Annotated in this window: 21 protein-coding genes and 2 pseudogenes; 11 read left to right on the plus strand and 12 right to left on the minus strand. The window is 75.1% G+C overall.

Annotated features, from left to right (window positions below; genetic code table 11):
- Positions 1-100: 100 nt before the first annotated feature.
- Positions 101-631 carry a hypothetical protein gene (locus DRB89_RS45695; RefSeq protein ID WP_239516678.1) on the minus strand — a complete coding sequence of 177 codons (531 nt, stop codon included), beginning with the start codon at positions 629-631 and terminating at the stop codon, positions 101-103.
- Between the two features lie 125 nt (positions 632-756).
- On the opposite strand from DRB89_RS45695, the gene DRB89_RS46205 reads away from it, so the two are divergent.
- The 3 genes from DRB89_RS46205 to DRB89_RS41620 all read left to right on the plus strand — a co-directional run bounded on the left by DRB89_RS46205 (position 757) and on the right by DRB89_RS41620 (position 4,469).
- Positions 757-1,398 (plus strand): TetR/AcrR family transcriptional regulator, encoded by a 642-nt coding sequence (locus DRB89_RS46205; RefSeq protein WP_112463777.1) that lies wholly within the window; start codon positions 757-759, stop codon positions 1,396-1,398.
- Positions 1,395-2,306: an SDR family oxidoreductase gene (locus DRB89_RS41615; RefSeq protein ID WP_112453048.1), complete on the plus strand. Its 912-nt coding sequence runs from the start codon at positions 1,395-1,397 to the stop codon at positions 2,304-2,306. The genes DRB89_RS46205 and DRB89_RS41615 overlap by 4 nt, the downstream gene beginning before the upstream one ends.
- Before the next feature lie 102 nt (positions 2,307-2,408).
- Positions 2,409-4,469: a tetratricopeptide repeat protein gene (locus DRB89_RS41620; RefSeq protein WP_112463778.1), complete on the plus strand. Its 2,061-nt coding sequence runs from the start codon at positions 2,409-2,411 to the stop codon at positions 4,467-4,469.
- A gap of 44 nt (positions 4,470-4,513) precedes the next feature.
- On the opposite strand, the pseudogene DRB89_RS45705 reads toward DRB89_RS41620, so the two are convergent.
- The 5 genes and pseudogenes from DRB89_RS45705 to DRB89_RS41645 form a co-directional block, all read right to left on the minus strand.
- Positions 4,514-4,780 (minus strand): annotated as a pseudogene (locus tag DRB89_RS45705) (ComF family protein); the annotation flags it as partial.
- Between the two features lie 175 nt (positions 4,781-4,955).
- Positions 4,956-6,842, minus strand: coding sequence for an LpqB family beta-propeller domain-containing protein (locus DRB89_RS41630; RefSeq protein ID WP_112463779.1), 1,887 nt, complete (start codon positions 6,840-6,842; stop codon positions 4,956-4,958).
- Positions 6,843-7,279: 437 nt separating this feature from the next.
- The gene (locus DRB89_RS41635; protein ID WP_112453023.1) at positions 7,280-8,629 is read right to left on the minus strand and encodes an ABC transporter ATP-binding protein; all 1,350 of its coding nucleotides are present in this window, start codon (positions 8,627-8,629) and stop codon (positions 7,280-7,282) included.
- Between the two features lie 303 nt (positions 8,630-8,932).
- A complete protein-coding gene (locus DRB89_RS41640; RefSeq protein ID WP_112452996.1) occupies positions 8,933-9,628 on the minus strand; it encodes an alpha/beta fold hydrolase in 696 nt (231 codons plus the stop codon).
- Positions 9,629-9,701: 73 nt separating this feature from the next.
- Positions 9,702-11,372, minus strand: a complete 1,671-nt coding sequence (locus tag DRB89_RS41645; protein ID WP_112463780.1) for an MFS transporter — start codon at positions 11,370-11,372, stop codon at positions 9,702-9,704.
- 21 nt (positions 11,373-11,393) lie between these two features.
- Here DRB89_RS41645 and DRB89_RS41650 point away from each other — a divergent pair, with 21 nt between their 5' ends.
- Entirely contained in the window at positions 11,394-12,212 is an 819-nt protein-coding gene (locus DRB89_RS41650) for a PhzF family phenazine biosynthesis protein (RefSeq protein WP_112452999.1), read from the plus strand.
- Between the two features lie 32 nt (positions 12,213-12,244).
- On the opposite strand, the gene DRB89_RS41655 is transcribed toward DRB89_RS41650, so the two are convergent.
- The 3 genes from DRB89_RS41655 to DRB89_RS41665 all read right to left on the minus strand — a co-directional run bounded on the left by DRB89_RS41655 (position 12,245) and on the right by DRB89_RS41665 (position 15,212).
- Complete coding sequence (locus DRB89_RS41655; RefSeq protein WP_112454455.1) at positions 12,245-13,027, minus strand: type II CAAX endopeptidase family protein; 783 nt, start codon at positions 13,025-13,027, stop codon at positions 12,245-12,247.
- A gap of 90 nt (positions 13,028-13,117) precedes the next feature.
- The gene (locus DRB89_RS45710) at positions 13,118-14,680 is read right to left on the minus strand and encodes a diacylglycerol kinase family protein (RefSeq protein WP_239516680.1); all 1,563 of its coding nucleotides are present in this window, start codon (positions 14,678-14,680) and stop codon (positions 13,118-13,120) included.
- A 94-nt stretch (positions 14,681-14,774) separates the two neighbouring features.
- Entirely contained in the window at positions 14,775-15,212 is a 438-nt protein-coding gene (locus DRB89_RS41665; protein WP_112463781.1) for a hypothetical protein, read from the minus strand.
- A gap of 33 nt (positions 15,213-15,245) precedes the next feature.
- On the opposite strand from DRB89_RS41665, the gene DRB89_RS41670 reads away from it, so the two are divergent.
- The 6 genes from DRB89_RS41670 (at position 15,246) to DRB89_RS41695 (ending at position 23,468) form a co-directional block, all read left to right on the plus strand.
- Positions 15,246-16,166, plus strand: a complete 921-nt coding sequence (locus DRB89_RS41670) for an ABC transporter substrate-binding protein (RefSeq protein ID WP_239516681.1) — start codon at positions 15,246-15,248, stop codon at positions 16,164-16,166.
- A 7-nt stretch (positions 16,167-16,173) separates the two neighbouring features.
- Positions 16,174-17,331, plus strand: a complete 1,158-nt coding sequence (locus DRB89_RS41675) for an iron ABC transporter permease (RefSeq protein WP_239516946.1) — start codon at positions 16,174-16,176, stop codon at positions 17,329-17,331.
- Positions 17,332-17,423: 92 nt separating this feature from the next.
- On the plus strand, positions 17,424-19,508 hold the full coding sequence (locus tag DRB89_RS41680; protein ID WP_162688959.1) for an FUSC family protein: 2,085 nt from the start codon (positions 17,424-17,426) through the stop codon (positions 19,506-19,508).
- Complete coding sequence (gene cbiE / locus DRB89_RS41685; RefSeq protein WP_112463784.1) at positions 19,487-20,695, plus strand: precorrin-6y C5,15-methyltransferase (decarboxylating) subunit CbiE; 1,209 nt, start codon at positions 19,487-19,489, stop codon at positions 20,693-20,695. The genes DRB89_RS41680 and cbiE overlap by 22 nt, the downstream gene beginning before the upstream one ends.
- Before the next feature lie 1,104 nt (positions 20,696-21,799).
- A complete protein-coding gene (locus DRB89_RS41690) occupies positions 21,800-22,483 on the plus strand; it encodes an SPFH domain-containing protein (protein WP_343234859.1) in 684 nt (227 codons plus the stop codon).
- A gap of 31 nt (positions 22,484-22,514) precedes the next feature.
- A complete protein-coding gene (locus DRB89_RS41695) occupies positions 22,515-23,468 on the plus strand; it encodes a C40 family peptidase (RefSeq protein WP_112452868.1) in 954 nt (317 codons plus the stop codon).
- A 63-nt stretch (positions 23,469-23,531) separates the two neighbouring features.
- Here DRB89_RS41695 and DRB89_RS41700 read toward each other — a convergent pair whose 3' ends face one another.
- From DRB89_RS41700 to DRB89_RS41715, 3 genes are all read right to left on the minus strand, one after another.
- Positions 23,532-23,975, minus strand: coding sequence for a hypothetical protein (locus tag DRB89_RS41700; RefSeq protein ID WP_162688960.1), 444 nt, complete (start codon positions 23,973-23,975; stop codon positions 23,532-23,534).
- A gap of 320 nt (positions 23,976-24,295) precedes the next feature.
- Entirely contained in the window at positions 24,296-24,859 is a 564-nt protein-coding gene (locus DRB89_RS45715) for a hypothetical protein (protein ID WP_239516683.1), read from the minus strand.
- Between the two features lie 193 nt (positions 24,860-25,052).
- Positions 25,053-25,586 (minus strand): CAP domain-containing protein, encoded by a 534-nt coding sequence (locus DRB89_RS41715; protein WP_204358185.1) that lies wholly within the window; start codon positions 25,584-25,586, stop codon positions 25,053-25,055.
- Here DRB89_RS41715 and DRB89_RS41720 point away from each other — a divergent pair.
- Positions 25,524-25,700: pseudogene (locus tag DRB89_RS41720) on the plus strand (acyl-CoA thioesterase II); the annotation flags it as partial. The gene DRB89_RS41715 and the pseudogene DRB89_RS41720 overlap by 63 nt on opposite strands.
- Between the last annotated feature and the right edge of the window lie 5 nt (positions 25,701-25,705).

Genomic DNA, 25,705 nt, shown 5'->3' on the forward strand with positions numbered 1-25,705 from the left:
ATTGCCCCTCAGCCCCCCTCTGGCCCCAGAATGCGACAGCGCCGTCCCGCACCCGCACGGGCGACCACCGGGATCTGAAGAGAGTGGATCGTCGGCAGCGTCAGATGTGTGTAAGGGACAGGTGCGGGGCCAGTGCGCGCAGCGTGTCCAGGCCGGCCAGGACCTCCGCGCGGTGGGCGGAGGCCTTCATCCAGCCGGGCAGCCGGGGGAACATCGCCCGCGTCGGGCTCAACGCGCCGCGTTCGCGCAGTCGGGCGCCGACGTAGGCGGCCAGCTCGTCGACGTGCTCCTCGTTGTAGGCCCACAGGACGCGGCCCGCGCAGCGGGTCTGGAGCCACAGGGGCCGGCGGAAGAACGGGTCCTCGGTGCCGCCGGGGGTCACGCCCCGCAGTGCGCGTCCCTCCACCCCGGCCTCCCACTCGGCGAGGGCACCGCACTGCGCGCAGGTCATCCGGCGGGGCCGGAACAACAGGTCGGTGTAGTAGGCGACCGGGGGGAGGTCGGGCCGGGGCACGACCAGGGCGCGGCCGCCGCACCGCGGGCAGACCACGAGCACGCGCGCGGTGAAGCGGTCGAGGGACATCCCCGGATCGTGGTGCCGGGACGGCTCGCCGTGCGGTGCGGAATCCATGCCCGCAACGATGCCAGACCCCGCGGCGGCCATCGTGCCGGGGAGCCGGGCGACGGTTGCCTCGAAGCGGATCCCGCGTTTTAATAAATGAACGAGCATTTATTAACTGGAGGGAGGGCGCGGACATGGGGCGTCCCCGAGGGGTCGAGGATGCGGTGATCCTGGATGGAGCCGCCCGGGTCATGGGGCGGGTGGGGCCCACGGGGCTGACCCTGGCCGCTGTCGCGAGCGAGGTCGGGCTGGTGCCCGCCACGCTCGTCCAGCGGTTCGGGTCCAAGCGGGGCCTGCTCCTGGCGCTCGCCGAGCGGTCCGCGAAGGAGGCGGGCGAGCTGGCCGGCCGAGTGCGCGGGGCCCACGCATCGGCGCTCGGGGCCCTGGCCGCGCTGACGGTGGAATCGGCGGCCGTGATGGCCACCCCGGAGACCTTCGCCAACCACCTGGCCTTCCTGTGCACGGACCTCACGGATCCACAGCTCCACGCGCACGCCCTGGCCGTCCACCGCGCCCAGGGTGCGGCCATCGGGGAGCTGCTGGCGGAGGCGGCCGGTACCGGCGAACTCCGCGCCGGAACCGATGTGGCGGCACTGTCCCGCACCGTGCAGACGGTCATCGCCGGAGCCGGCCTGACGTGGGCGCTCGAACGCCGCGGCACCCTCGCGCAGCGGCTCCGGGAAGAACTCGACATCGCGCTGTCCCCACACCTTCCGCACCCTCCGCATCCTCCGCACCTTCCGCATCGACACGGCCACGATCTGGAGGTGTCATGACGACCGGTACGCGACTCCTGGCGGGGAAGGTGGCCCTCGTCGCCGGCGGCACCCGGGGCGGCGGGCGGGGCATCGCCGTCGAGCTCGGCGCCGCCGGCGCGACGGTGTACGTCACCGGCCGCAGCAGCGCCGCCGGGCGCTCGGACCTGGACCGCCCGGAAACCATCGAGGAGACCGCCCGGAGGGTCACCGCGGCCGGCGGCCTCGGCATCCCCGCCCGTACCGACCACAGCCGTCCCGACGAGGTCCGCGCCCTGGTCGAACGGATCGCCGCCGAGCAGGACGGACGGCTCGACGTCCTCGTCAACTCCGTATGGGGCGGAGACCCGTTGACCGACTGGGAGCACCCCCTGTGGGAGCAGGACCTGGAGACCGGCCTCCGACTGGTGCGGCAGGCGGTGGAGACCCATGTGATCACCAGCCGGTTCGCGCTGCCGCTGATGGTCGCGCGCGGGGGCGGGCTGGTCGTGGAGGTCACCGACGGCAACACCGCCCGCTACCGCGGCTCCTTCTTCTACGACCTGGCCAAGTCCGCGGTGATCCGCCTCGCGGTCGCCCAGGCGGCCGAGCTGAAGCCCCACGGGGTCGCGGCGGTGGCGATCACCCCCGGTTTCCTGCGTTCGGAGGCCCTGTTGGAGCACTTCGGAGTCACGGAGGCCAACTGGCGCGAGGCCGTGGCCCAGGACCCGGACTTCGCCCACTCCGAAACCCCCGCCTACCTGGGGCGGGCGGTCGCCGCGCTGGCGGCCGACCCCCACGTCATGGCCAAGACCGGCCGGGCGCTGGCCACCTGGGGCCTGTACGGGGAGTACGGGTTCACCGACGCGGACGGCACCCAGCCGGACTTCGCCGCCCACTGGGCCGAGAGCCTGGAAGAGCGGTACGGGCCGCTGGGGGACCCGCTGTGACACCCCCGCCCAGATGGGTATAAGCGACAGCCCCCGCGCAGCCCGCACAGCAGTGCGTCCACCTCCCGGTCCCGGCCGGCGCAACTGCCCGCCGGGCCAGGTGTGTTCACCGGCCGGGACCGGGAGGTGGACGCACTGCTGCGCGGGCTGCGCGAGGGCGCCGAACCGGTCTGCGTCGTCACGGGGGCGCCCGGGATCGGGAAGACCGCGCTCGCGCTGCGGGTCGCGCACGCACTGCGCGGCGAGTTCCCCGGCGGACAGCTGTACGTGGACCTGCGCGGCGCCGATCCGGCCGCCGCGGCGGATCCGGCCGAGGTCCTGGCCGGGTTCCTGCGCGCCCTCGGCGTCGACGGCCCGGCGGTCCCCGCCGATCCGGACGAACGCGCGGCCCTGTACCGGAGCCTGGTGGCGGACCGGCGGCTGCTGGTGGTGCTCGACAACGCGGCGGGAGCCGGGCAGGTGCGGCCCCTGCTGCCGGGGGCGGGCGGCGGCGTGCTGGTCACCAGCAGGTACCGGCTGGGCGGGCTGGAGCGGCGGGTCGCCCTCGAACTCCCGCTCCTCGACGAGCCGGCCGCGCTCTCGCTGCTCGCCCTGGCCGCCGGCCCCGATCGGATCGCCGCCGCACCGGAGGCGGCCCGGGAGCTGGTCCGGCTGTGCGGGCGGCTGCCGCTCGCGCTGCGCGTCGTCGGCGCCGAGCTGGCCGCGCTCCCCCACCGGGGACCGGCCCACCTGGTGGCGCGGCTGGAGGACGAGCGGGCCCGGCTGGACGTGCTCGACGGGGTGCGGGCCGGGCTGCGGCTCAGCTACCGCGCGCTCCCGGCCGACGCGCGGGCCCTCCTGCGCGGGCTCGCGCTGCTCGACGCCCCCGACTGCGCGGCCTGGACGGCGGCGGCCGCCCTGGACCGGCCGCTGCGCGCCGCCGAGGAGGCGCTCGACGCCCTGACGGCGGCGCACCTGCTGGAGGCCTGCGGCCCGGACGCCACCGGCCGGCCGCGCTACCGCATGCACGACCTGGTCCGCGCCTTCGGCCGCGAGCTCGCCCCGCCCGACGCGGCGGCGGTGGTGCGCCGGGTCCTCGCCTGCTGGGTGGCGCTCGTACGGGAGGGGCGCCGCGCCCACCAGGGCCTGGACTACCCCGGGCTCGGCGGCCGCACGGCCGCCCGGGTCCCCGATCCGGCGGTGCTCGCCGGGCCGCGGGCCGAGCCGGTGGCCTGGCTCGGCGCGGAGCGGGACGCGCTGGTGGCCACCGTCCGGCAGGCCGCGCGGGCGGACCCGTACGCCTGCTGGGAGCTCGCGGCCGGCGCCGAGTACCTCTTCGACCTCCGCAGCGACCTGGCCGGCTGGCAGGCCGTCCAAGAGGCCGGGCTCGCGGCGGCCCGCGGGGTGGGCGACCGCACCGGCGAGGCGGTGCTGCTGGTCGGGCTCGGCCGGCTGCGGACCTGCCGCGAGGAGCGGGGGCCGGCCCGGGCCATGCTCGGCGCGGGCGAGGCTCTGTTCGAGGAGCTCGGGGACGCGCACGGGGCGGCGTACGCGGGCTGGCTGCTCTCCTACCTCGACCGGATCCAGGGCCGGCTCGACGAGGCGGCCCGGCGCTGCCGCCGCATCGCGCCCGTCTTCGAGGCGGCCGGGGACCGCTACGGCCAGGCCCACGCGCTGCGCGGCATCGGGCAGGTGCTGCTCGCGCGCGGCGAGACCGGACGCGCCCTGGAGGTGCTGCGCGAGGCGCTGGCCGTGTCCGTGTCGGGCGGCGCGGCCTGGCCCCGGATGTGCATGCTGCGCTGGGTCGCCGACGCCCATCGGCTGCTGGGCCGGCTGGACGAGGCGGAGGCGGGCTTCGGGGAGGTCCTCGCATTCACCGTCGGGTCCGGCGACCTGGCGGGGCAGAGCGCGGCCCGGATCGGGCTCGGCAAGATCGCCCAGGACCGCGGGGACACTGCGGGCGCCCTGCGTCATCTGCGGGCGGCCGACGCGCTGGGCCGCCGGTCGGGGCAGAGCCTGGTGCGGGCGCTGGCCGTGCCCGCGCCGGCCCGCGCGCTGCTGGCGTCGGGGGACACGCCGGCCGCCCGGGCGGTGCTGGAGGAGGCCCTGTCGAGCTGCCGCAGGATGAACGCCCGGCCGCTGCTGGCGCAGCTGGAGTCGGCGCTGGCGGAGGTGCCGGTGTAGCGGCGGCAGGCGGGAAGCGGCAGACAGGAAGCGGGGGCGGGAAGGACCGCCGCCGCCAGGGCCCCGCCGAGGGCTCCGGCCAGCGGGAGCCCGCCGCGCTCCTTGTGGGCCAGCAGGACGTCCCGTACGGCCCCTTCGTACACGGCGGCGGCATACACCGCGGGAAGCCCCGCGGGGCACGGAGAAGGGCGTACGGGGCCCGCCGCGGCCCCGCTGAGCGCCGACCGGCAGGCTCCGCAGAGCACGGTCCGCGCGGCCCCGCAGCCCGCGCAGTCCACCGGCAGCACCAGAGCGGCCAGCTCACCGGCCAACCCACCGGCCGGCCCACAGGCCGGCGCCCCGGCCGTTTCCCCGGCCGGGCCCCCGCTCAGCGCCCGCCACCACCACTCCCGCACGGCGTCCACCCTGCCGGGCGGGCGCACACCGGGGCCACCCCTGTGGAAAACCGGGCCCGTGTGGACCGGGCCCGGGTGGAAAAGCGGGCCGTCAGCCCGGGTAGACCGGGGACCGGCCGCCCGCCGCCACCGTGCGCCACTGCGCCCCCGGCGGCAGCCACACGATCCCGTCCTCCGAGTACGCCACCACCGGCATCTTCTCGTCCTCGCTCGCCGCGACGGCGACCAGCCCGGTCGCACCCGGCAGCCCGGCGCCCACCATCGAGCCGTCCGCCAGCATGTAGCGCGCCTGCACCACCCCGCCGCTCTCGCGGCCCACCACCAGCAGCCGGCCGCGCGGCGCCCAGCTCATCGCCGTCACGTCCGCCAGCTGCGGGGCCGCCGGGCGCAGCTCCCGCACCGAGACGGCCGAGGCGTCTGCCTTGCCGTCGGGCCGCTCGATCCGACCGATGTACAGGTTCTTGCGGCTCTCCCGCTCCACGAGCAGCAGCGCGATCCGCACCCCGTCGGGCGAGACCTTCAGCCCGGCGATCCGGGCTCCGTCCAGCCCCGACACCTCCACCCGCTCCGGGGTCCCGGTGCCGCCGGGCAGCCGCCACAGCGTCGGGTTCTGCGGGTCCTGGTCGGCGACCCACAAGTCGCCGGACGCGTCCCAGGTCGGCGCGGTGAGCCCGGCCGGCTTGATGCCCCTGGCGGTCAGCAGCGGCGGCGGCATGGCCCCCGCGGTGGTCAGGTTGACGACGTACAGCCCGTGCCCGTCCTCGGAGACGACCGCCGCGCGCTTCTCGTCGTAGGCGACGGCCGCGGAGCCGACCTTGAAGGCCGGGTTCCCGGACAGCGGTCCGGGGACCGGCACCGCCGCGTCCTGCTGCTCCTCCCGGTTGGGGTCCAGCCGCATCCGCACGAGCCGGTTCTCGCCGTCCACGTAGTACTGGTGGCCCGGCGACTGCGGCCGGTTGGCGACCCCCGCCGCGGTGGCCTCCGTGATCTGGCACAGCTGGGACTTGCCGTCGGCCCGCACGAGGTCGACCCGGTCGATCCGCGAGCCCGTCAGGTCCTTGACCGTGTAGAGGAGTTGGGTGGCCATCTTCTGGCACTGCGGCCCCGCGACGTTGTCGGCCTTGTCGTTCAGCGGGACGCGCAGCGTGTTCTGGCCGTCGTACGAGAGGGACTTGGTGCCCTCGCGCAGTTCGGTGCCGGTCGGGAACCCGGACGTGACGACCGGTCCGAGCCACTTGGAGGGTCCGGCCAGCAGCGATTTGACGGTCTGGGTGGTCGGGTCCATCCGGGAGTCGGGATCGGTGCGCTGGCGCACGTACACGGGGTCGGCGACGAGCGTCGAGCCCGCGAAGTAGTACTTGTTGACCGGCATGTAGATGCGCTGGAAGTCGGACTCGCTGAGGACCAGGCTGCTGGGCGCGGTGGCGATCCGCCACTGCTTGTCCTCCTGCGTGAGCTGGAGGAACTCCTCGTAGCGCCGGTCGCTGGTCTCCGGCTGGTACGCGCTGAGCTCGTCCACGGTGCCCAGCATCCGGCCGGTGACCCGGAAGCGCGGCGAGGCGGGATCCTTCTCGCCCTGCACCGAGACCCGGTCCAGGCCCGCGGAGAGCACCGTGACCGCCGAACCGGGCTTCCAGTTCTTCGCCGCGTCCTCGGTGAGGTACTTGCGGGCGGTCTGCAGCTGCGGGTCGTCGCTGGTCATGGCCTCGAGGAAGCCGTCGACGATCTCCTGCGGACTGGCCCGGTCGGCCGGCGGCACGCCGAACACGCGGACCTGCGAGTCGACGCCCTGCGAGGCCTCGACGGGGCGGATCTCACCGCGTGCCGGGCCTTCCGCCTGGCAGGCGGGGCTGGCGAGGTGGGGCGCCCGGGCCGGTACCCGGACCGACCGCGCCCCGCGAGGTGCAGCCCGCCGCGCGCCGGGCTGCCCGGACTCGTCGCGGTGTGGCGGGCTCCGGCCCGGTGCTGAGCCCGGCATGGCGCGCGGTATGGTGCCCGGCGCTTCCGGCGGCACGGCGCACGGCGCTGCGCCCGATGCTGCGGCGGGAAAGGGCTCACCGGGTCGTTGCGCTCGGCTGTTCGGCTCGGCTCAGCGCGGCGCGGCCCCCCGCCCGGTCCAGCCCATCCGGCCCGGCGCCGCTTCGCGTAGTCGGACCGCGCCGGTACGTCGCGTACGGGTCGCGGGCCTCCGTCCGGGTGGCCCTGGCGTACGGCTGCCAGGCCGGTCCGGACCTCGCCCGACTCCGCCTCGCCTTCGCCTGGGCCGGGTACGCCGTGGCCCTCCGTCCGGGGCCCCCTCCCGGCGGCGGCTGGGGGAGGGGCGCCGCACCGGATACCGCGGCCGGGCGACCTCCCCCACAGCGCCAGACGCGGAACCCGCCGGGACTGCCAGCCCGCCCGGGAGGGGAGCGGGAGTCAGTGCTCCAGGCCGGTGAACCCCTCCGGTGCCGGGCAGATCCGTTGCCCGACGTGGTCGAAGACGTACAGCTGCGCCAGATCCACCAGCAGCGGAATCTGGGCCCCCACCCGCACCCGGGTGTGGGGCCCGGTCCGCACCACGAGGTCGCTGCGCACCACCACCCGCTGCTCCGGACCGACGGCCCCTTCTCCCTCGGATTCCGGCTCCGGCGCGTCCAGGACGGCCACGGAACCGGACAGCCGTCCCACCGTCCGGTCCCTGAGCCGGCTGAGGCCGCTCCGCTGCGGCCTGCGTCGACGCCCGGGAGCGGCCGGGTGCCGGGGTGCCTCCAGGTCCGTCACCACCGCCGGGCGCGAGCCCGTGTCCACGTGCACCAGTGCCTCGTGCCCCTGGTACTCGACGTGCTCGACGACGCCCGTCATCGCCGCCTCGCCGGGCCGCGCCTGGCTCGGCTGGGCGATCCTGACCGCCTCCGACCGCAGCCCGACGATGATCGGACGCCCCTGCTGGATCCGGAGCAACTGGTGGTCGGTGCTGAGGGGTTCGGGCAGGGCGAGCCGGTGGCGCCCGAGATCGACCGACATGCCCGCGCCCAACGGCGCGTGGACCACCGCCTGCAGCAGGCTGATCCGGGGCGTGCCGATGAACGCGGCCACGAACACGTTCGCCGGCAGGGAGTAGGTGTCGCGCGGCGAGCTGACCTGCTGGAGGACGCCGCCGCGCATGACCGCCACCCGGTGGCCGAGGGACATGGCCTCGGACTGATCGTGCGTCACGTAGACGGTGGTGACGCCCAGTTCGGACGTCAGCCGGGAGATCTCGGCCCGCAGATGGCCGCGGAGCTTGGCGTCCAGACTGGAGAGCGGCTCGTCCATCAGGAACACCGAGGGCCGGCGGGAGATCGCCCGGCCCATGGCCACCCGCTGGCGCTCGCCGCCGGAGAGCTGTCCCGGATAGCGATCGAGGAGGTCCTGGATGCCGAGCATCCGGGCCGTCGCCTCCACCTGCGGCTCGTGGTCCCCGCGGGGGTCGCGCAGCTTGAGCGGGAAGCCGATGTTGGCCCGGCCCGTCATGTTCGGGTAGAGCGCGAAGCTCTGGAACACCATGGCGATGTCCCGTTCGCTCGGCGGCATGTGGTTGGCGTACTCGCCGTCCAGGTACAACCCGCCCTCGGTGATGTCCTCCAGCCCCGCGATCATCCGCAGGACGGTCGACTTGCCGCAGCCCGAGGGCCCCAACAGGACCAGGAACTCACCCGGTTCGACGGTGAGGGTGAAGTGTTCGACGGCGTGGGAGTCCCGCCCGTATCTCTTGCTGACATCGCGCAACGCGATGGAACGACTCATAACGATCCGCCCGGAGCTGGGAATGGTGGGGGTGGGGGCCGTGGGGGAGACGAGGTCAGAAGCTAGCCGAGGTCACCGCGTGGGGGGAACGACTTGGCGGAAGATGAAGGCACAGGGATGGGGGGACGCGGGGACGCTGGGCATTGGCAGGCGAGCAGACGGGCAGAACGAGCCCGGCTCCCGTCTAGCAGTCACACCCGACGCAGGGCACTAACGAGCACCACGGAGGGGCGGGTCGGGGGGGAGAGAAGTGTAGGAGCGGCAGGCCCTGCGGGCCAGCCCGCAGGGCGGTGGGGGCTGGAGTTAGATCCAGCCCTCGAGCGATGCCATGAAGCCGTCGAAGTCATCGCGGTGGATGGTGTGGCCGGCGCCGGGCACCGAGCGGACCTCGAAGCCGCGCGCCTCGAGGACCGCCGCGCGCTCCTGTGAGATCAGGAAGCTCGGGTCTGCCAGCTGCACGAGCGACGGGACCACCGGCGCGGCCGGCAGCAGGTCCGCGCCCATCAGCGGAGCCAGGCTCAGCGCGGTCGCCTCGTCCCAGACGGCCAGCGTCTCCAGCTCGATGTCGACGTCGGCCTCCTCCCAGCGCGGGTTCATCGCCTGGATCTGCCCCTTGGGCGCGGCCTTGAACTGGGCGAACATCTCGGGGCCGAAGCCCGGCTCGGGGGTCGCCAGGTGCCATGCGGGGTCGGAGTACACGGCGCGGCGCGGCTGCAGGCGCTCGACGGCGTACGAGAGGGTCAGACCGCCGAGGGAGTGGCCGATGGCGAGTTCCGCGCCGGTCGGCAGCGTCTCGACCACGTCGTCGGCGAAGGCCTCCGGGCCGTACTCGCCCCGGCCGCTCTCGCCGTGGCCGCGCAGGTCCACGGCGATGACGCGGTAGCCGAGGTCGGCGAGGGCGGGCCCGACCCGGCGCCAGGTCCGGTGGTCGGCCATGATCCCGTGGATCAGGAGGGCGACGCGGTCGCCTTCTCCCCAAGTGTGGGTGTGGAGCTGCACGGTGGTGCCTTTCCTTGTCATCGCTGTCGTCGTCGTTCTTGTCTGCGAGATCGCCGGCCGCAAGGCCCCCGCCCTACCGGACGCTGCGGATGGGCTTCACGGCCAGGGCGCCCGCCACCGCGAGGGCGGCGGCCACGATGAACAGGGCCGTGTAGCCGCCGCTGAGGGACACGATCACCGAGGCGATGAAGGGCGCGACGATCTGCGGGCCGGCGTTGGCGATGTTGAGCACGCCCATGTCGCGCGCCGCGTCCTCGGCCTTCGGGAGGACCATCGTCACGAGCGCGGTGTCAACCGCCATGTAGCAACCGAACGCGAGGCCGTTGATGACCGAGAAGGCCAGCATGGCCGTCCAGCTCGTCGACAGGGCCGGGATCACCAGTGCGATGGCGGAGAGCAGGGCGGAGGCGCCGACGAAGAGCTTGCGGCGGTCGTACTTGTCCGAGAGCCAGCCGCCGAGGACGGTGGAGACGACCATCGCCACGCTGGTCAGCGGCATCATGATGGCCACGGCCGACTCCGGCTTCATGCCGTCGGGCAGCACGGTGTGGTCCTGGAGGATGTAGAGCTGGTAGCCGCTGACCGCGAAGTACCCGAGGACGAGCAGCGCCCGTCCGATGAACGCCCAGCGGAAGTCGTGGTCCTTGAGCGCTCCGGCGAAGGCCGCGAGCTGCTGCCTGACCGGCAACTGGGCGCGCGCGGGCAGCCGCTTCTCCTTGGTGCAGGTGGTGAACAGGACCGCGGCGCCGGCGACGAGCGCGCCGAAGACCAGGTAGCCGGTGCGGTAGTCGTCGGAGAAGGCCGCGCCGACGAGGGCGCCGATGGTGGAGCCGAACGGCAGGCCGAGGCCGACGGCCGCGGAGGCCTTGCCGCGGGCGCTCTTGGGCACCCGGTCGGGGACCACGGAGGTGATCGCCGCCTGGTAGATGTTCATCACGGCCTGGCCGAGGCACCAGGCGATGGTGATGAGCAGGATCGTGTCCGCGAAGCCGAGCAGGAACATCGCGGGTATCGCGGCGAGTCCGCCCCCCAGGATCCAGGGGTTGCGCCGTCCGCTGCGGTCGGACAGGGCGCCCGCGACCGGGTTGAAGACCGTCGCGAAGATCGCCGAGACCCCCGCGATCAGGCCGAAGTTGGCGACCTTGTTCGCCGGGTCGATGTGTTCGACCTGGAGCGCGAGCAGTACGCCGGCGACGCCGATGTAGAGGGCGTACATGGCGCTGTTGCCGACGAGGAGCAAGGGGAGCAGCCCGCGTCCGGGCGCGGGCTCGGTGGTGGCATCGGAAGTGGCGGCGGCGGTGCCGGTGCCGGGGGAGGAAAGGGCCACGGTGCCCTCCTGGGCAGTTTCGAGGGTGAGAGATGAAGGGTGAGGGGTGAGAGGCGCGATGAGCGCGTTGGTGTTGGCCGGGTTGCCCACGACCAGGACCTTGATGTCGTCCGCGGCGTTCGCGTTGATCGCGGCGCCCTGCGGCTTGAAGATGCCGCCGTTGGCGGAGAGCAGGTCACCCCGCTCCCTGCCCTTGGTGCGCGGGCGGGCGCCGACCCGCAGCGCAACGTTCGCACCCCAGCAGCCCTTGGTCGGGCCCTCGAAGATGGCGCTGCCGGCGAGCCGGCGGCAGGCCGGGGCGCGGCGCCGGCGGGGGGGACGGCGGTGGCGTTGGGGCCGGGGCCTGGGCGGCGGGTCCCCCCGGGAGCCGCCCGCCCAGGCCAGCCATCCCCGATTGGCCTTTGCGGCCGCTTCCACCGTGTCCCTACGGTCGGCGGCATGCGCATCAGAATCGTGGACGCCTTCACCGACCGCCCCTTCGCCGGCAACCCCGCCGGAGTCCTGCTCCTCGACGGCGGCTTCCCCCCGGACGCCTGGCTCCAGCAGGTCGCCGCCGAGGTCAACCTCTCCGAGACCGCCTTCGCCCACCCCCTGCCGCCGGGCGGCGACGCGGACTGGGCGCTGCGCTGGTTCACGCCGACGGGCGAGGTCGACATGTGCGGCCACGCGACCCTCGCCACCGCGCACGTCCTCGCCACCAGCGGCCTCGCGAGCGGGCTGATCCGCTTCACCGCCCGGTGCGGCGTCCTCACCGCCGAGGCCGCGCAGGACGGGACGATCACCATGGACTTCCCCACGTCCTCCCTCACCGAGGTCGAGCCCGTCGCCGAGGTCGGGCAGGCCCTGGGAGCCAGGATGAAGTCCGTCCACGACACCTCCGCGCACATCGGCGACCTGGTCGTGGAGCTGGCGGACGAGCGGACCGTACGCGAGCTCGCGCCCGACCTGGCCGCCCTGCGCGGCTACGGCCGCCGGGGGATCATCGTCACCGCCCCCGCCGAGGACCCCTCCCGCGGCTACGACTTCGTCTCCCGCGGCTTCTTCCCGGCCCTCGGCATCGACGAGGACCCGGTCACGGGCAGCGCCCACACCGCGCTGGCCCCCTTCTGGGCCGCGCGCCTGGGCCGCACCGAGCTCGTCGGCCTCCAGGGCGGAGCCCGCACCGGGCTGGTCGCGGTCCGGCTCGCGGGCGACCGTACGCTGCTGACGGGCCGAGCCGTCACCGTCATCGACGGCGAACTGCTCACCGCACCCTGAGCGACCGCGCCGGGGCGTGCCCCGGCGCGCCCCTACGGGGTGGGCAGCCAGCCCACCTTGCCCGCGAGCAGGGCGTACCCGCCGAAGGCCACGATGTCGAGCAGCGCGTGCGCGACGACGAGCGGCCCGACCCGGCCCCAGCGCCGGTAGGCGAGGACGAAGACGACGCCCATCACCACGTTGCCGATGAACCCGCCGATGCCCTGGTAGAGGTGGTAAGAGCCGCGCAGCACGGAGCTGACCAGCAGCGCGGCCATCGGCGACCAGCCCAGCTGGTCGAGCCGGCGCAGCAGGTACGCCAGCACGATGACCTCCTCCACCACGGAGTTCTGCACCGCGGAGAGGATCAGTACGGGGAACTTCCACCACACGTCGGGCAGGTTCTCCGGCACCACCGTGAGGTTGAAGCCGGTCGCCCGGGCCCCCAGGTAGAAGGCCAGGCCGGCGCTGCCGATGCAGGCGGCGACGAGCGTGCCCCGGCCCAGGTCCGACCAGGGCCGGGTGCGGTCGAAGCCCAGTACCCGCAGTCCCGGCGCGCCCTCGCGGGTCAGCAGGTGCGCGACGAGCAGTACGGGGACGAGCGCGCTCGCGATGCCGAACAGCTGCCAGGCCAGGTCCAGCCACGGCCGGCCGGGCGCGTACGAGCCGTTGAGCGTGGCGGCCTGATCCTTGAGGCCGCCCGGCTTGGTCAGCGAGCCGATGAAGCTGATCAGCGCCGAGACTCCGCTCGCGCCCAGGGACAGCGCGAGCACGAGGAGCGTCTCGGAGCGCAAGGTCCCGCGCCCGTCCCGGCCCCCGCCGAGCTCTCCGATCACCGCTTCCGGCTCCGTGCGCACGCGTGCCTCCCGTCCCGCCGCCCACCGTGCCGTGTCACCGCGACGCGTCACCGGGGCAGTCCTCTGCGATCACCCCATACTGCCTCGTCGGCCCGCCGGTCCGGGGGCTGTCGGGGTGCGGTGGCGCAGCAGGCGGGCCGCCAGGTATCCGGCGGCGGCGAGCCATCCGGGCGCGCCCCTCGGGTCGAACAGCACCACTTCCAGTCGTCCGCTGTCCGGCCGCGCCGACGGCAGGAGGGGCAGGCCCCCTTGGAGCGTTCCGACGTTCCCGATGACCACCATGCGGGCCCGGCGCCGCTGCCGGCGGCCCCCGTCGATCCGCACCGTGAGCCGCACACCGGGGTCGCGCAGGTGCCGCAGGGCCGACAGGACGTACGCGGCCCACCCCATCCGCGACTTGAGCCGCGGGGAGGCGTCGCGGACCATCGCGGCGTCGAACCCGGCGCCCGCCATGACGGTGAACCGCGTCGGCGGGAGGCCGTCGCCCCGGACCCGGCCGACGTCGATCCCGAAGCTGTCGCCGGCCAGGGACGCCTCGAGGGCGACGGCCGGGTCCATCGGCAGGCCCAGGTTCCGGGCGAGGAGGTTCCCGGTGCCGCAGGGTGCGACGGCCAGCGGGATACGGGTGCCGGCCAGGACGTCGGCGCAGGCACGTACGGTGCCGTCGCCTCCGCAGACCACCACGAGGGCGGGGGTGACCGTGCTGATCTCCTCGGCCAGGGCCCCGCAGGGCCGTTCGGCGGTGGTCAGGATCCACCGCGGGTCCCGGTGGCCGTGGCCACGGGGCACGGCGGCCAGCCGGTCGGCGAGTTCGTCCGGGCAGCCGTGCGGGTGCCGGACCACGAGGACGGGGCCGCCGGTGCGGGAGGCGGGCGCCGGGCCGGGCCGGGCCGCACGGTCGGGCTCCGGACCGGACCCCCGCCCGTACAGCAGCGCGCACCCGGTGATCAGCAGGGTCGCCGCGCCGTTGAGCAGGCCGCCGGCCACGTCACTGGGGTAGTGCATGCCGCGGTACATCCGGGCCAGCCCGACGGCCGGCGGGATCAGCAGCAGGCAACCCGCCACGGCGAGGCGCCAGGGTCCGCGCATGCGCAGCCAGGCGATGACGGCCAGGCCTCCGTAGAGCGCGAGGGAGGCCCCGACGTGCCCGGAGGGGAAGCTCGATGTCGGCGGAGCGGCGTCCAAGTGGCCGACCGCGGGCCGCGGACGGTCCACGAAGGCCGTCACCACCAGGAAAACGGCCGACTGCGCGGCGACCGCGACGGCGAGGAACAGCGCCTCGGTCCGCAGTGCGGCGCGGGGAAGAGCGCGGGGCGGGACCCGGGGCGGTACGCGGGGCAGGACGCGGGGCAGGACGCGGGGCAGGACGAGCAGGCCGACGACGCACAGCGCGGTCAGGCCGACGACGGCCTGCGTACCGGCGAGCGCGGAGATCCACCCCGAGACCCCGGTGGCGGCCGCGGCGCGGCGCTCCTCCAGGGCGCGGCCGGACGATCCCTCGGCCGACAGCGGCCAGTGCCGGGAGGCCGGCCCGGTGACCAGCCGTCCCAGGCCGACCATCAGGGCCGCCTGGACGGGAAGGAGCAGGAGCGGCCAGGCGTCGCGCACGGAGGAACCGCAACTTCGCTTCATGAGGGCGCTTCTGGCCCGTCACGGCCGGATGATGCGCCGCCGTCGGCGCGGGCCCGGTCCGGTACGTCACCTCCGGCCCGACCCGGGCCCCGGCTCAGCGGCTGCGGGTCAGGGCCTCGGGGGCGCCCGCCGACCGGGCTCCTTCCGTCTCCAGCGCCGGCCGGCCGGGCGCCGCCAGGGTCAGCACGTAGAGGTTGCCCTTCGGGCAGTCGAAGGTGGCCGCGGGGTCGGTCGGATGGCTGGTCGCCGCCGCGAAGACCGCCCTGTCCCCGCTCACCTGCCGTAGTGCGAGGGCCTCCGTCCACCCCAGGTTGCGTCCGGTGGCGACCTCCGTCACCTCGCTGACCTGCCGGCCCACGAGGTCGCCCACGGCCCCTCGGTTCAGCGCGACCGTGACGGAGAACCTGCCCGTCCTCGCCCGGGTGACTCCGTCCGCGTCCGGGGTGCCGGGTCCGACGCCGGTCCACGTACCGGCCCAGGGCGTGGTGAGCGCGAAGGTGACGGCCGCGGCGAGGACGGCGGCGCCCAGCACCAGGTGCGGACGTCGACGCCCGGCGGGAGCGGGGTGGGGCAGCGGAGTCCCGGGAACGGTGACCCGGGCTCCGTCCCGGACCGGGTGGAGCCGCTCGCCCAGGCGCCCGTACCGGTGCTTCCCGCGACCGTGGCCTCCGCGGACGGCGCCCGGGTCACCGTCGCCTCGGCGGACCGGGTGGTGCCGCTGACCGGCAGCCTGAACGAGATCGTGTACACCCTCGGGCTCGGCCCCAAGGTCGTCGCCCGGGACATCACCGCCACCTTCGAACAGGCGGCGGACCTCCCCGTGGTGACGCGGGGCCACGACGTCTCCGCCGAGAGCGTGCTGTCGCTGCGCCCGACGCTGGTGCTGGCCGAGACCACCTCCGGCCCCGCCGAGGCGATCCAGCAGATCCGCGACGCCGGCATCCCGCTGCTCGTGGTGGCCCCGGCCAAGTCCCTGGACGACGTGGCGAAGCGCACCGACGCGGTCGCCGCCGCGCTCGGCGTCAAGGAGGCCGGGACGCAGCTGAACCAGCGCACCGCCGAGCGCATCGCCACCGCCCGCAAGGGCCTGCCCGCCTCGGGGAAGAAGCCGCGCGTGGCCTTCCTCTACCTGCGCGGCACCGCCTCCGTGTACCTGATGGGCGGCTCCGACTCCGGCGCCGGCTCCCTGCTGGACGCGGCCGGCGCGGTGGACACCGGCACGGAGTCCGGGCTCGGCAAGGACTTCACCCCGATCACGAGCGAGGCCCTGGCGGCCGCCGCGCCCGACGCGATCCTGGTCATGTCCAAGGGCCTGGAGTCGGTCGGCGGCATGGACGGCCTGGTGAAGATCCCGGGCATCGCGCAGACCCCCGCCGGGATGGACCGGCGGGTGATCACCGTCGACGACGGGGTGCTGCTGAACTACGGTCCGCGCACCGACCAGGCCCTGACCTCTCTGATCACACAGCTCTACGGCAAGGTATGACGTGACGATTTCCCACGACAAGGTGCCGGGGGCCGCGCCGCACGGCGCGGCCCCCGGCACGCAGGACGACGCGGCGGCCGGGACCCCGGCGGGCAGCTCGGCGGGCACCCCGGCGGCCGCCGGCCGCGCCGGCTTCCGCCCGGCCCGCTCGATGCTGCTCAGCGCCGCCCTCGCCGGCGTCCTCCTGTTGCTCGCGCTCGTCTCCGCCGGGGTCGGGGCCTACGAGATCCCGCTCGGCGACGTGCTCGGCTCGGTGCAGCACCGCCTCGGGCTCGGGGGCGCCGCCCTCGACCGGGTCGGCGAGAGCGTGTTGTGGAACGTACGGCTGCCCCGCGTGGTGCTCGCCCTGCTCGTCGGGGCCAGCCTGGGCTGCGCCGGAGCACTGATGCAGGGGGTGTTCGGCAACCCCCTCGCCGAGCCCGGGGTCATCGGGATCTCGGCGGGCGCCGCCGTCGGCGCGGTCGCCGCGATCGGGCTGGGCCTGAGCTTCTTCGGCAACTGGACCGTCACCGCCTGCGCGTTCGTCGCAGGGCTCATCACCGTCGGCGCCGTCTACCTGCTCTCCCGCAACGGCGGCAAGACGGAGGTCGTCACCCTCATCCTCACCGGCATCGCCGTCAACGCCTTCGCGGGCGCCCTGATCGGCCTGTTCATCTTTTTCGCGGACAGCGGCCAGGTCAACCAGATCACCTTCTGGCAGCTCGGCTCCCTCGCCCAGGCCACCTGGCCCAAGGTCCTCGCCGTCCTGCCCTGCGCCCTCGCCGGCCTGCTGGTCGCCCCCTTCTACGCGGGCAAGCTGGACCTGCTCTCGCTCGGTGAGCGGCCGGCCCGCCACCTCGGCGTCGACGTGGAGCGGCTGCGGCTCGCGCTGATCCTGGTCGTCGCGCTGCTGACGGCGGCCGCGGTCGCCGTGGCCGGCATCATCACCTTCGTCGGGCTCCTCGTCCCGCACCTGCTGCGCATGGCCAACGGCCCCGGCCACCGATTCCTGGTCCCGGGCAGCGCGCTCGCCGGGGCCGTGGTGCTCGTCGCCGCAGACCTGGCCGCGCGGACCCTCGCCCAGCCCGCCGAGCTGCCGCTCGGCGTGCTGACCGCCCTGCTCGGCAGCCCGTTCTTCTTCTGGCTGCTGCGCCGCACCCGCCGCAAGCAAGGAGGCTGGGCGTGAGCGTCCTGTTCGCCGCATTCCGCAGGAACAAGCGGACCGTCCCCGCCCCCCTTCCGCGTGTCCGCCGGGGCCGTCCGTGGGACGCTGTGGGGGTGCGTGCCCTCGTGGAGCTGCGGATGGGCACCGGCCCCCTGCCGGCGGCCGCGCGGCGGGCCGTCCGGGTCACGCTCGCCGCCTGCGCCGGCTTCTACGGGTTCCTGTACGGCCTGGACCAGCCCGTCGGCGCCACCTACGCCCTCTTCACCGCCGTCTCGCTGGGCGCGCTGTCCCAGCTGCCCGGCAGCGGCCGGCAGCGGGCCGCGCTCATGGTCCGTCTGCTCCCCTTCGCCTGCGCGCTCGTGGCCGTGGGGACCTGGCTCGCCGTACGGACGTGGGCCGCGGTGGCCGGCATGCTGGTCATCGGCTTCTGCCTGGCCTTCGGCTCGGCCGCCGGACCCCGCCAGGCGGGCGCCGGACCCGGGCTCCAGCTCCTGTACATCCTGCCCAGCTTCCCGCCGTACGCCCCCGACGGCCTCGGCCGCCGGCTGGCCGGCACCGTCATCGGGGTCCTGCTCCTGGTCCTCGCCGAGAGGTACCTGCTGCCCGACCCGCCCGTCGCCCGCTACCGGGACCGGGCCGCCTCGGCCGCTGACGAGGCCGCGCGGTGCGCCGCCGCCCTGGAGGAGCCGCCCCACACGCTCTCCGACGCGGAACGGGCCCGGGCCTCGGAGACCGCCCAAGCCATGCGGCCCTCCCGGGTCCCGGAGGCGGAGCGGCCCGCCGGGCCCGGCGTGCGGGAGCGCGCGCTGGCCCACACCGGGCTGGCGGCCCGGACCCTGCTGTCCTGCCTGCGGGCCCTGCCCCCGCCGGCGCCCGGCCGGCGGGCGGATCCGGCCGGGCTGGACCTCGTACGGTCCGTACGGGAGTCGGCGACCGCGACCGCCGCCCTGCTCCGGGAGGGGCGAGCGCCCGCCACCGGCACCGCCGCCCTGCGGGACCTGCGGGGCTCCCTCGTCGCGGCTCCGGCGCCCGAGTCCGGCTCGGGGCTGCGGCGCGCCACGCTGGTGGAGCTGGCGGACGCCGCGCTCGTCCTGCGCGGTGCGGCCGAGATCGCCGTACGGGGGCGCGCGGCGGCCCCGGAACCGTGGCCCGGACCGGGACCGGGGGCGGGGGCGGCGCGCGCACCGGAACCCGGACCGGCCTCCGGGGCCGAACCGCCCGACCTGTTCTGGTACGCGCGCCCGAGCACGCTCCGGCTCTGGTGGTTCCGCCTCTCCGGGCACACCGGGCCCAGGTCCGTGCACTTCCAGAACGCCGTCCGACTGGGCCTCGCCCTCGCCGCCGCCCGCACCGTCGCCGGGCTCGTCTCCCTGCCGCACGGATTCTGGGCGATGCTCGCTGTCCTCAGCCTGACCCGCACCACCGCCGTGCAGACCCGGGCCACCGTCCGCCTGGCCCTGATCGGCACGTGCCTGGGCGCGCTCGCCGCGGGCGGGATCCTCGTGCTGGCCGGAGAGGCGAGCCTCCTGTACGAGATCGTGCTGCCGCCGCTGATGCTCGTCGCCTTCTGCGTCGGCCCGGTGCGCGGAGTGGGCTGGGCCCAGGCGATGTTCACCCTGGTCATCGCCATGGCCTTCGCCCAGCTGGCGCCCGTCACCTGGCAGTTGGCCGAAGTCAGGTTCCTGGACGTCACGGTCGGCAGCGCCATCGGAATCGTGTGCGGACTACTGGCGTGGCCGCACGGCGCCCACGACGAACTGGGCCGCGCCGTCGCCGAGTTGCTGCGTGCCGCCGCCGACGACGTCCGGGGGGTCACGGCCGCCGTCGGGCGGACCGGCCCCGAGGGCGCGGACCAGCGGGTCCGGCACTCGCTGGTGATGACGGAGACCGCGTACGCCCAGTACCAGGCCGAGCGGCAGCGTCCGGCCGGACCGGGCCGGGACTGGCAGGCCGCGATCATGGCCGGGCACAAGGTGCTCTGGGGCAATCTGCGGCTCCTCGGCGCCCAGGCCGGACCGCTGCCCGGACCGCACGAGGAGGCCGCGGTCAGGGAGTACGGGGCCCGGGTGGCGGCGGCCCTGCTCCGCGTGGCCGACCTCGCGGAGCCGCCGAACGCCCCGGGCGCCTCGAACACCCCCGGCCCGGCGGACCTTTCCGGCCCGGCGGACCTGAGACGATGGCCGACCGGGTCACGGTGATCGGCTGGGACGGCTCCCCCCTGACCGCGTCCGCCCGGTCCGCGCTCTCCGCGGCCACCCTGGTGGCCGGCGCCGCCCACCACCTCGCACTCCCCGAAGTCCCGCCCGCCGCCGAACGCGTCCGGCTCGGCAGCCTCGGCCTCGCCGCAGCCCGGATCGCCGGCCACCGCGGCACCGCCGTCGTCTTCGCCGACGGCGACCCCGGCTTCTTCGGCGTCGTACGCGCCCTGCGCGCCCCGGAACACGGCCTCGAAGTGGAAGTCGTACCCGCCGTGTCCGCCGTCGCCGCGGCCTTCGCCCGCGCCGGGATGCCCTGGGACGACGCCCAGGTCGTCGTCGCCCACCCCCGCACCCTGCGCCGCGCCGTCAACGTCTGCCGCGCCCACTCCAAGGTCGCCGTCCTCACCTCGCCCGGCGCCGGCCCCGCCGAACTGGCCCTCCTCCTCGAAGGAGTCCACCGCACCTTCGTCATCTGCGAGGAACTCGGCACCGACAAGGAGCAGGTGACGGTCCTCACCTCGGACAAGGCCGCCGACCACAGCTGGCGCGACCCCAACGTGGTGATCGTCATCGGCGGCCAGGCCGCTGCCGCCGACCCGGCGTGGCTGCTGGGCCAGAGCGCGGCCCAGAGCGCCGGACGCGGCTGGGCCCGCCCGCAGTTCGACGTCGGAGAAGGGGAGTCCGCACAGCTGCGCGCCGCGCAGCTCGCCCGGCTGGGCCCGCGCACCGGAGACCTCGTCTGGGACATCGGCTCCGGCTCCGGAGCCCTCGCCGTGGACGCCGCCGCCCTCGGCGCCGCCGTCATCGCCGTCGACGCCGACCCGCGCGCCTGCGAACGCACCACCGCGGCCGCCCGCGCCCGGGGCGTACAGCTCCAGATCATCGCCGGCCGCGCCCCGCACGTACTGGAGGACCTGCCCGAGCCCGATGTCGTCCGCGTCGGCGGCGGGGGAGCCGAGGTCGTCGCTGCGGTCGTCGACCGCCGCCCCGAACGCATCGTCAGCCACGCTTCCACGCGCGACGAGGCGGAGGCCATCGGCCGCGCGCTGACCGAGGGCGGGTACGCCGTCGAGTGCGCGCTGCTCCAGTCCGTGGGCCTGGACACCCGGACCTGGACCGAACAACAGCGCTCCGTGGTGTTCCTCCTCGCCGCCGAACGGCCCGTCAGCCGCCCGGACAGGACCTAAACGGTCCCGGGGCCGCTCCGCCCCGTGCCCGGGGTAGGCTGGCCGATCGTCGCACTGCCCCCGACCGACCGGGCATGCGGTACCGGCAGCACACGAGACGTGGCGTAGTCCACAGAGGACCATGGCGGTTATGGCCGCCCTGGTGGCGAACGGGCAGGACAATACTTACTGGTTGTCGTGCAGTCGTACGTGAGGCGAAACCTCCGCACGGCAATCCCGCTCGCACGGTCACGTGGGCGCCGGGCGGTCGAAGAGGCAACACCGATGGGCGAGGGGTACGCATGACTGACACCGGCCAGGTTCCGGGCGAGGGTTTCCCGGACAGCACGGGCATGGTGGATCAGCCGGGCGTCCCCGCCCCGGTCCCCGTGTCCCCGCCCGCGACCGGGGGCTACGCCTTCCAGGACCTCGTGGACGACCAGGCCGAGCCCGAGGACGAGGAACTGCTGCTGATGCCCAGCAGTCAGGGCGCGTGGAGCGACCCCCAGGTCGTCCCGCCGGTGCCCGCCTTCCCCGAGCCCGCTTTCCCCGAGCCCGCCGCGTACGCGGACGCGCCGTACGCCGAGTACCCGGGGATCCCCGGGTACCAGCAGCCGGTCCCGGCCGCCGCCCCGCTCTCCTACGAGGGCGCGGGCTACCCGCAGCAGTCCTTCCCGGAGCAGTCCTTCTCCGAGCCCTCCTTCGCGCAGCAGCCCTCCTTCGCCGACCCCGCCTCCTACAGCGCCGGCGCGCACGAGGCCGGCGGCCGGGACTCCGGCGCCCTCGACCTCGGCGGCCTGGTGGCCCCGCAGGCCCAGGCTCCGTCGAGCCCCGCCGCCCCGGCCCCGGTCCGGCGCCCGCTGCACATGGGCCCGCCCGTGCCCGAGGCCACCGGGGGCCCCACGCACCCTGCCCGCCGTCCTCGACCCCGAGCTCGGCGAACACCCCGCGCGCGCCTGTTCCGGCTGGTGGGCCCTGTTCGCCGCCTCGCTCGCCGCGGCCGGCGCCGCCACCCTCGCGCACCACGAGGACCTCCGCGCCTCCGCCTCCGCCTCCCCCGCCGAGGCCTGGCCGCTCGCCCTCGTCGGCGGCTGCGCGGCGATCGTCCTGGCCGCCCTCTGCGGACTGCGCCGGGGCCGCGCCGGCCGGGCCTGGTCACTGACCCTCTTCGGCCGCTACCGGGGCACGATCCGGCGTACCGGTCTCCTCTGGTCCAACCCGCTGCCCCGGCACACGCGGGTCGACGTCCGGCTGCGCCACTGGCGCAGCGAGCCGCTCCCCGTCGTCGACGCCGAAGGCACCGCACTGCGGGCCGTCGTCCTCGTCGTGTGGCGGATCAAGGACACCGCCCGCGCCCTGCTCGCCGTGGACGACCACACCGACTATCTGCGCGGGCAGGTGGAGTCCGCGACCGCCCGGGTGCTCTCCCGGATGCCCGCCGACTCCTTCGGCCCGGAGCCGGCCGAACCCCGGACCCTGCGCGACACCGAGGCCGTCGGCGACGAACTGACCCGGCTGCTCGCCGCCGAGTGCAAGGCGGTCGGCGTCGAGGTCTTCTCCGCCCGGCCGCTGCGGATCGAGTACGCGCCCGAGGTCGCCGCCGCGATGCAGCGCCGCCAAGTCGCCTCGATCGACGCCCGGCACCGGGACACCGTCCTCACCTCCGTGCTCGACGCGGTCGACGACACCGTTCACCGGATGTCCGACCGGGGGCTCGTAGGCCTGGACGACTACGAACGCAAGGCACTGGTCAAGGACTTGACCGTGGCCTTCTACACGGCGCGCGGCCCTGCCGCCGACGCCCGCTGAGAGCACACCCCCGATGAGAGAGGAACCACGCATGCGCACGCCCGAGTTCACCGAGGAAATACCCGACGTCTGCGACTGCGCAGGCTGTGCCCGCGGCACGACGGCCGTGACCTCCACGGCCCGTCGCCGTCGCTGCACCCTGCGCGGGGCCGTGGTCGCGGCCGTCGGCGCCACCCTGCTGATGGGCACCGGTGTGACCACCGCGTCCGCCGAGCCCGCGCCGGCCAAGGCGGGCTGGGACGGCTCGAAGTACTGGTACAAGGACGCGACCGGCTGGTGGCGCTGGACCCAGCACTACAGCAAGTACGCGGCGAACAGCGGCGCTTCCGCGGCCGCCAAGCCCTCCTCGTCCGCCGCCAAGCCCTCCTCGTCCGCCGCCTCCCCGGTACGCACCTCGGAGCCGGCCTTCCGCGGCCGCGCGGGCTGGGACGCGACGGACCGCGTGTACTGGTACAAGGACGCCACCGGCTGGTGGCGCTGGACCAGCCACAAGGACAAGTACGAGCGCAACGCCGGCCGCACCGGCTCCTCGGGCTCCTCGGGCTCGTCCGGCTCCACGGGCGGCTCGGGCAGCTCGGGCGGCTCCGGCGGCGCCCCGTCCGGCTCAGGCAGTCCCCTTCGCCAGGGCACCGAGGGCGCGATCTCCTTCGCGAACAGCCATCTCGGCGACGCGTACGTCTGGGGCGGCAACGGCCCGCACGGCTGGGACTGCTCGGGCCTGGTCCAGGCGGCCTACCGCTCCGCGGGCATCTCCCTCCCCCGCGTCGCCTCCGACCAGTACCGCGCCACGACCCCGATCTCCCGCTCCGAACTGCGCCGCGGCGACCTGGTGTTCTGGACCTCGAACGGAAACGTGTCGGGCATCCACCACGTCGCGGTCTACCTCGGCGACGGCAAGTACATCGAGGCTCCGCGCCCGGGCAAGCAGGTCCGCGTCTCCAGCTTCAGCGCGTACAACCCGAACATGTACGGCCGCGTGCGCTGACGCACGGCGAAGCCTCCCCGAGGGCCGGTTGGCCCTCGGGGAGGCAGGCCGTGCGGTGCCGCTTCAGCGGCCGCCGGTACCCGCATCGCTTCCGGCGTCGGCTCCCTCGTCGGTTCCCGGCTGGTCCGGGGAGGGCGGCGGAGGAGGCGGAGACGGAGGCACGATCAGGGTCGATGACGGCGGCGTGGCGGCCTTGGCGCGCGAGGGGGTCGGCGAGGCGCCGGCCGAGGCACTGGCGGACGGCGACGCCGTGGGCGTGACGGAAGCGGTCGGGGACGCCTCGGCGGACGCGGACTCCGTTCCGGCCGGGAGGCTCTGCGACGGCTGTCCGGCCGTGGTCGGCGCGGCGGCGCCGGTGGGCTGGGCCGCCGGGCCGCACGCGGCGGTCAGCCCGGCGGCGACGACGACCGCGGCCACCAGGGGCAGCCGCACGCTCAGGGGCGTGGCGGAGCGGGGGCTCGTCGTGCGGCGGGCGGCACGGACGGGTCGGAGTATGCGAGAAGTCATGGCGAAGACACCCCAAGGCACGGTTCGGACTACGGGAAGGGCGGAGCGCCTTCCGGATCGGTGAAGCCGAGGGCGCGACGGGTCGACGGGTCGCCGGAGCAGTCGTGCCCGGGCGCCGAAGGCCGCTCGGCTGACGCGAGCATAGGACCGCTGGAGGCCGCCGGAACCGTGTGGACGCGATCTTGAGGTTCCCCTAAGGAACAGCTCATCTTCCGCTTCACGAGCTCGGGCGATGAGCGCACGCAAGGGGGTGAAAACGGCGAAAGGGATCAGTGGGCCGAGGGGAATCCAGAAGGCCGGAAGGCCGGAAGGCCGGAAGGTCAGAAGGACGTCTCGCGCACGCTGGCCTTCGCCGAAGGGGTGATGGTCGCCGTGACGACAGAGCGGTGGTCCGCGCTGGTGAACGTGACGGTCAGGGTGTCGTCGGCGGTCTGTGCGGTACTGGTCTTGTATCCCTGGCCGGGCACCGCGGAGATCAGGCACACTCCGCGGCTGCCGTAGCGGACGGTGACCTTGCCGCCCTGCGAGGGGACGGTGTGCAGGCCGGCTCCGCCCTCGTCGCAGTCGACGGCCGACTTGGGCGCTGTCGGCCGGGGGGTTCCCGACGAGGCCTTCACGGGGGTGGGCGTCGAAGCCGGGGGCGACGTTCGCTCGGTCGCGGAGGGCGAACCGCCGGGGGGTGCGCTCGGGGACTGCGGGCTCGGAGACTGGCCCTGCGACGCCAGCCAGGCCGGCGGCGTTTCGACGACCACGGGGGCGGACCTCGCGACCGGCGGCGTATGCCTGGTCGAACCGACCACGAACTGGACCGTGCCGAGCACGGCGGTCACGCTGGCGGCCGTGCACGACAGCCATATGAGCAGGTAGCGCGGAATTCGGGGCACGGCCCCATAGTGTCCGACGCGCCGGGCCGCCCGTCACCGCCTCCCCCCGTGACGCGCGCCGGGCCGCCCGTCACCGCCTCCCCCCGTGACGGGCGCGGACCGCGGGGGAAACACCGATGCCCTCCTGGCCCGCGTACGGGTCGGAGGACGTGAGCCCCCGCCGGAGGGCGGGGGCCGGGTGAGGGAGTGGCTGCTACTTCGGCGTCCCGAAGTTCTGTGTCCACCAGGGGCCGCCGTCGCCCTGGTGGAGGCCTATGCCGATCTCCCGGAAGTCGCAGTTGAGGATGTTGGCCTTGTGGCCCGGGCTGTTCATCCACGCCTTCATGACCGCGGCGGCGTCCGCCTGGCCGCGGGCTATGTTCTCGCCCAGGCGGGACCAGCCGTATCCGGCGGCTTCCACGCGGGTGGTCATGGTGGACCCGTCGGGTCCGGTGTGGGACATGACGCCGCTGCGGGCCATGGTGTCACTGTACGTCCGTGCCGCGGCGCTCAGCTTCGCGTTCGCGGTCAGCGCACCGCACCCGGCCGCGGCCCGCTCCTTGTTGACCAGGGAGAGGACCGCGGACTCCGCCCCGGACTCGCCGGAGGAGCCGCCCGCACCCCCGGAACCGCCGCCGGCGGTCGCGGCGGGCGTACGGCTCGGCTTGGCGGCCCGGGTGGACGGCGGGGCGGCCGGGTGGTGGGGGACGTGGTGGGCGCCTCCCTGGACCCCTCGATGTGGTTCCACCGGCCGTTCCGCGCCGACGAGTGGCTGCTGTACGACCAGGAGTCGCCCTCGGCGGCCGCGGGCCGGGGACTGGGCCAGGCCCGGATCTGGACCCAGGACGGCCGGCTGGCCGTGCCGTT

Origin of the sequence: Streptomyces sp. ICC4 (assembly GCF_003287915.1) — a bacterium.
Lineage (GTDB): Bacteria > Actinomycetota > Actinomycetes > Streptomycetales > Streptomycetaceae > Streptomyces > Streptomyces tritrimontium.

Bases quoted from the DNA above. Each gene is read 5' to 3' on its own strand.
- DRB89_RS45695 (WP_239516678.1), bottom strand. From the start codon at position 631: ATGGATTCCGCACCGCACGGCGAGCCGTCCCGGCACCACGATCCGGGG.
- DRB89_RS46205 (WP_112463777.1), top strand. From the start codon at position 757: ATGGGGCGTCCCCGAGGGGTCGAGGATGCGGTGATCCTGGATGGAGCC.
- DRB89_RS41615 (WP_112453048.1), top strand. From the start codon at position 1,395: ATGACGACCGGTACGCGACTCCTGGCGGGGAAGGTGGCCCTCGTCGCC.
- DRB89_RS41630 (WP_112463779.1), bottom strand. From the start codon at position 6,842: ATGCCGGGCTCAGCACCGGGCCGGAGCCCGCCACACCGCGACGAGTCC.
- DRB89_RS41635 (WP_112453023.1), bottom strand. From the start codon at position 8,629: ATGAGTCGTTCCATCGCGTTGCGCGATGTCAGCAAGAGATACGGGCGG.
- DRB89_RS41650 (WP_112452999.1), top strand. From the start codon at position 11,394: ATGCGCATCAGAATCGTGGACGCCTTCACCGACCGCCCCTTCGCCGGC.
- DRB89_RS45710 (WP_239516680.1), bottom strand. From the start codon at position 14,680: ATGAAGCGAAGTTGCGGTTCCTCCGTGCGCGACGCCTGGCCGCTCCTG.
- cbiE (WP_112463784.1), top strand. From the start codon at position 19,487: ATGGCCGACCGGGTCACGGTGATCGGCTGGGACGGCTCCCCCCTGACC.
- DRB89_RS41695 (WP_112452868.1), top strand. From the start codon at position 22,515: ATGCGCACGCCCGAGTTCACCGAGGAAATACCCGACGTCTGCGACTGC.
- DRB89_RS41700 (WP_162688960.1), bottom strand. From the start codon at position 23,975: ATGACTTCTCGCATACTCCGACCCGTCCGTGCCGCCCGCCGCACGACG.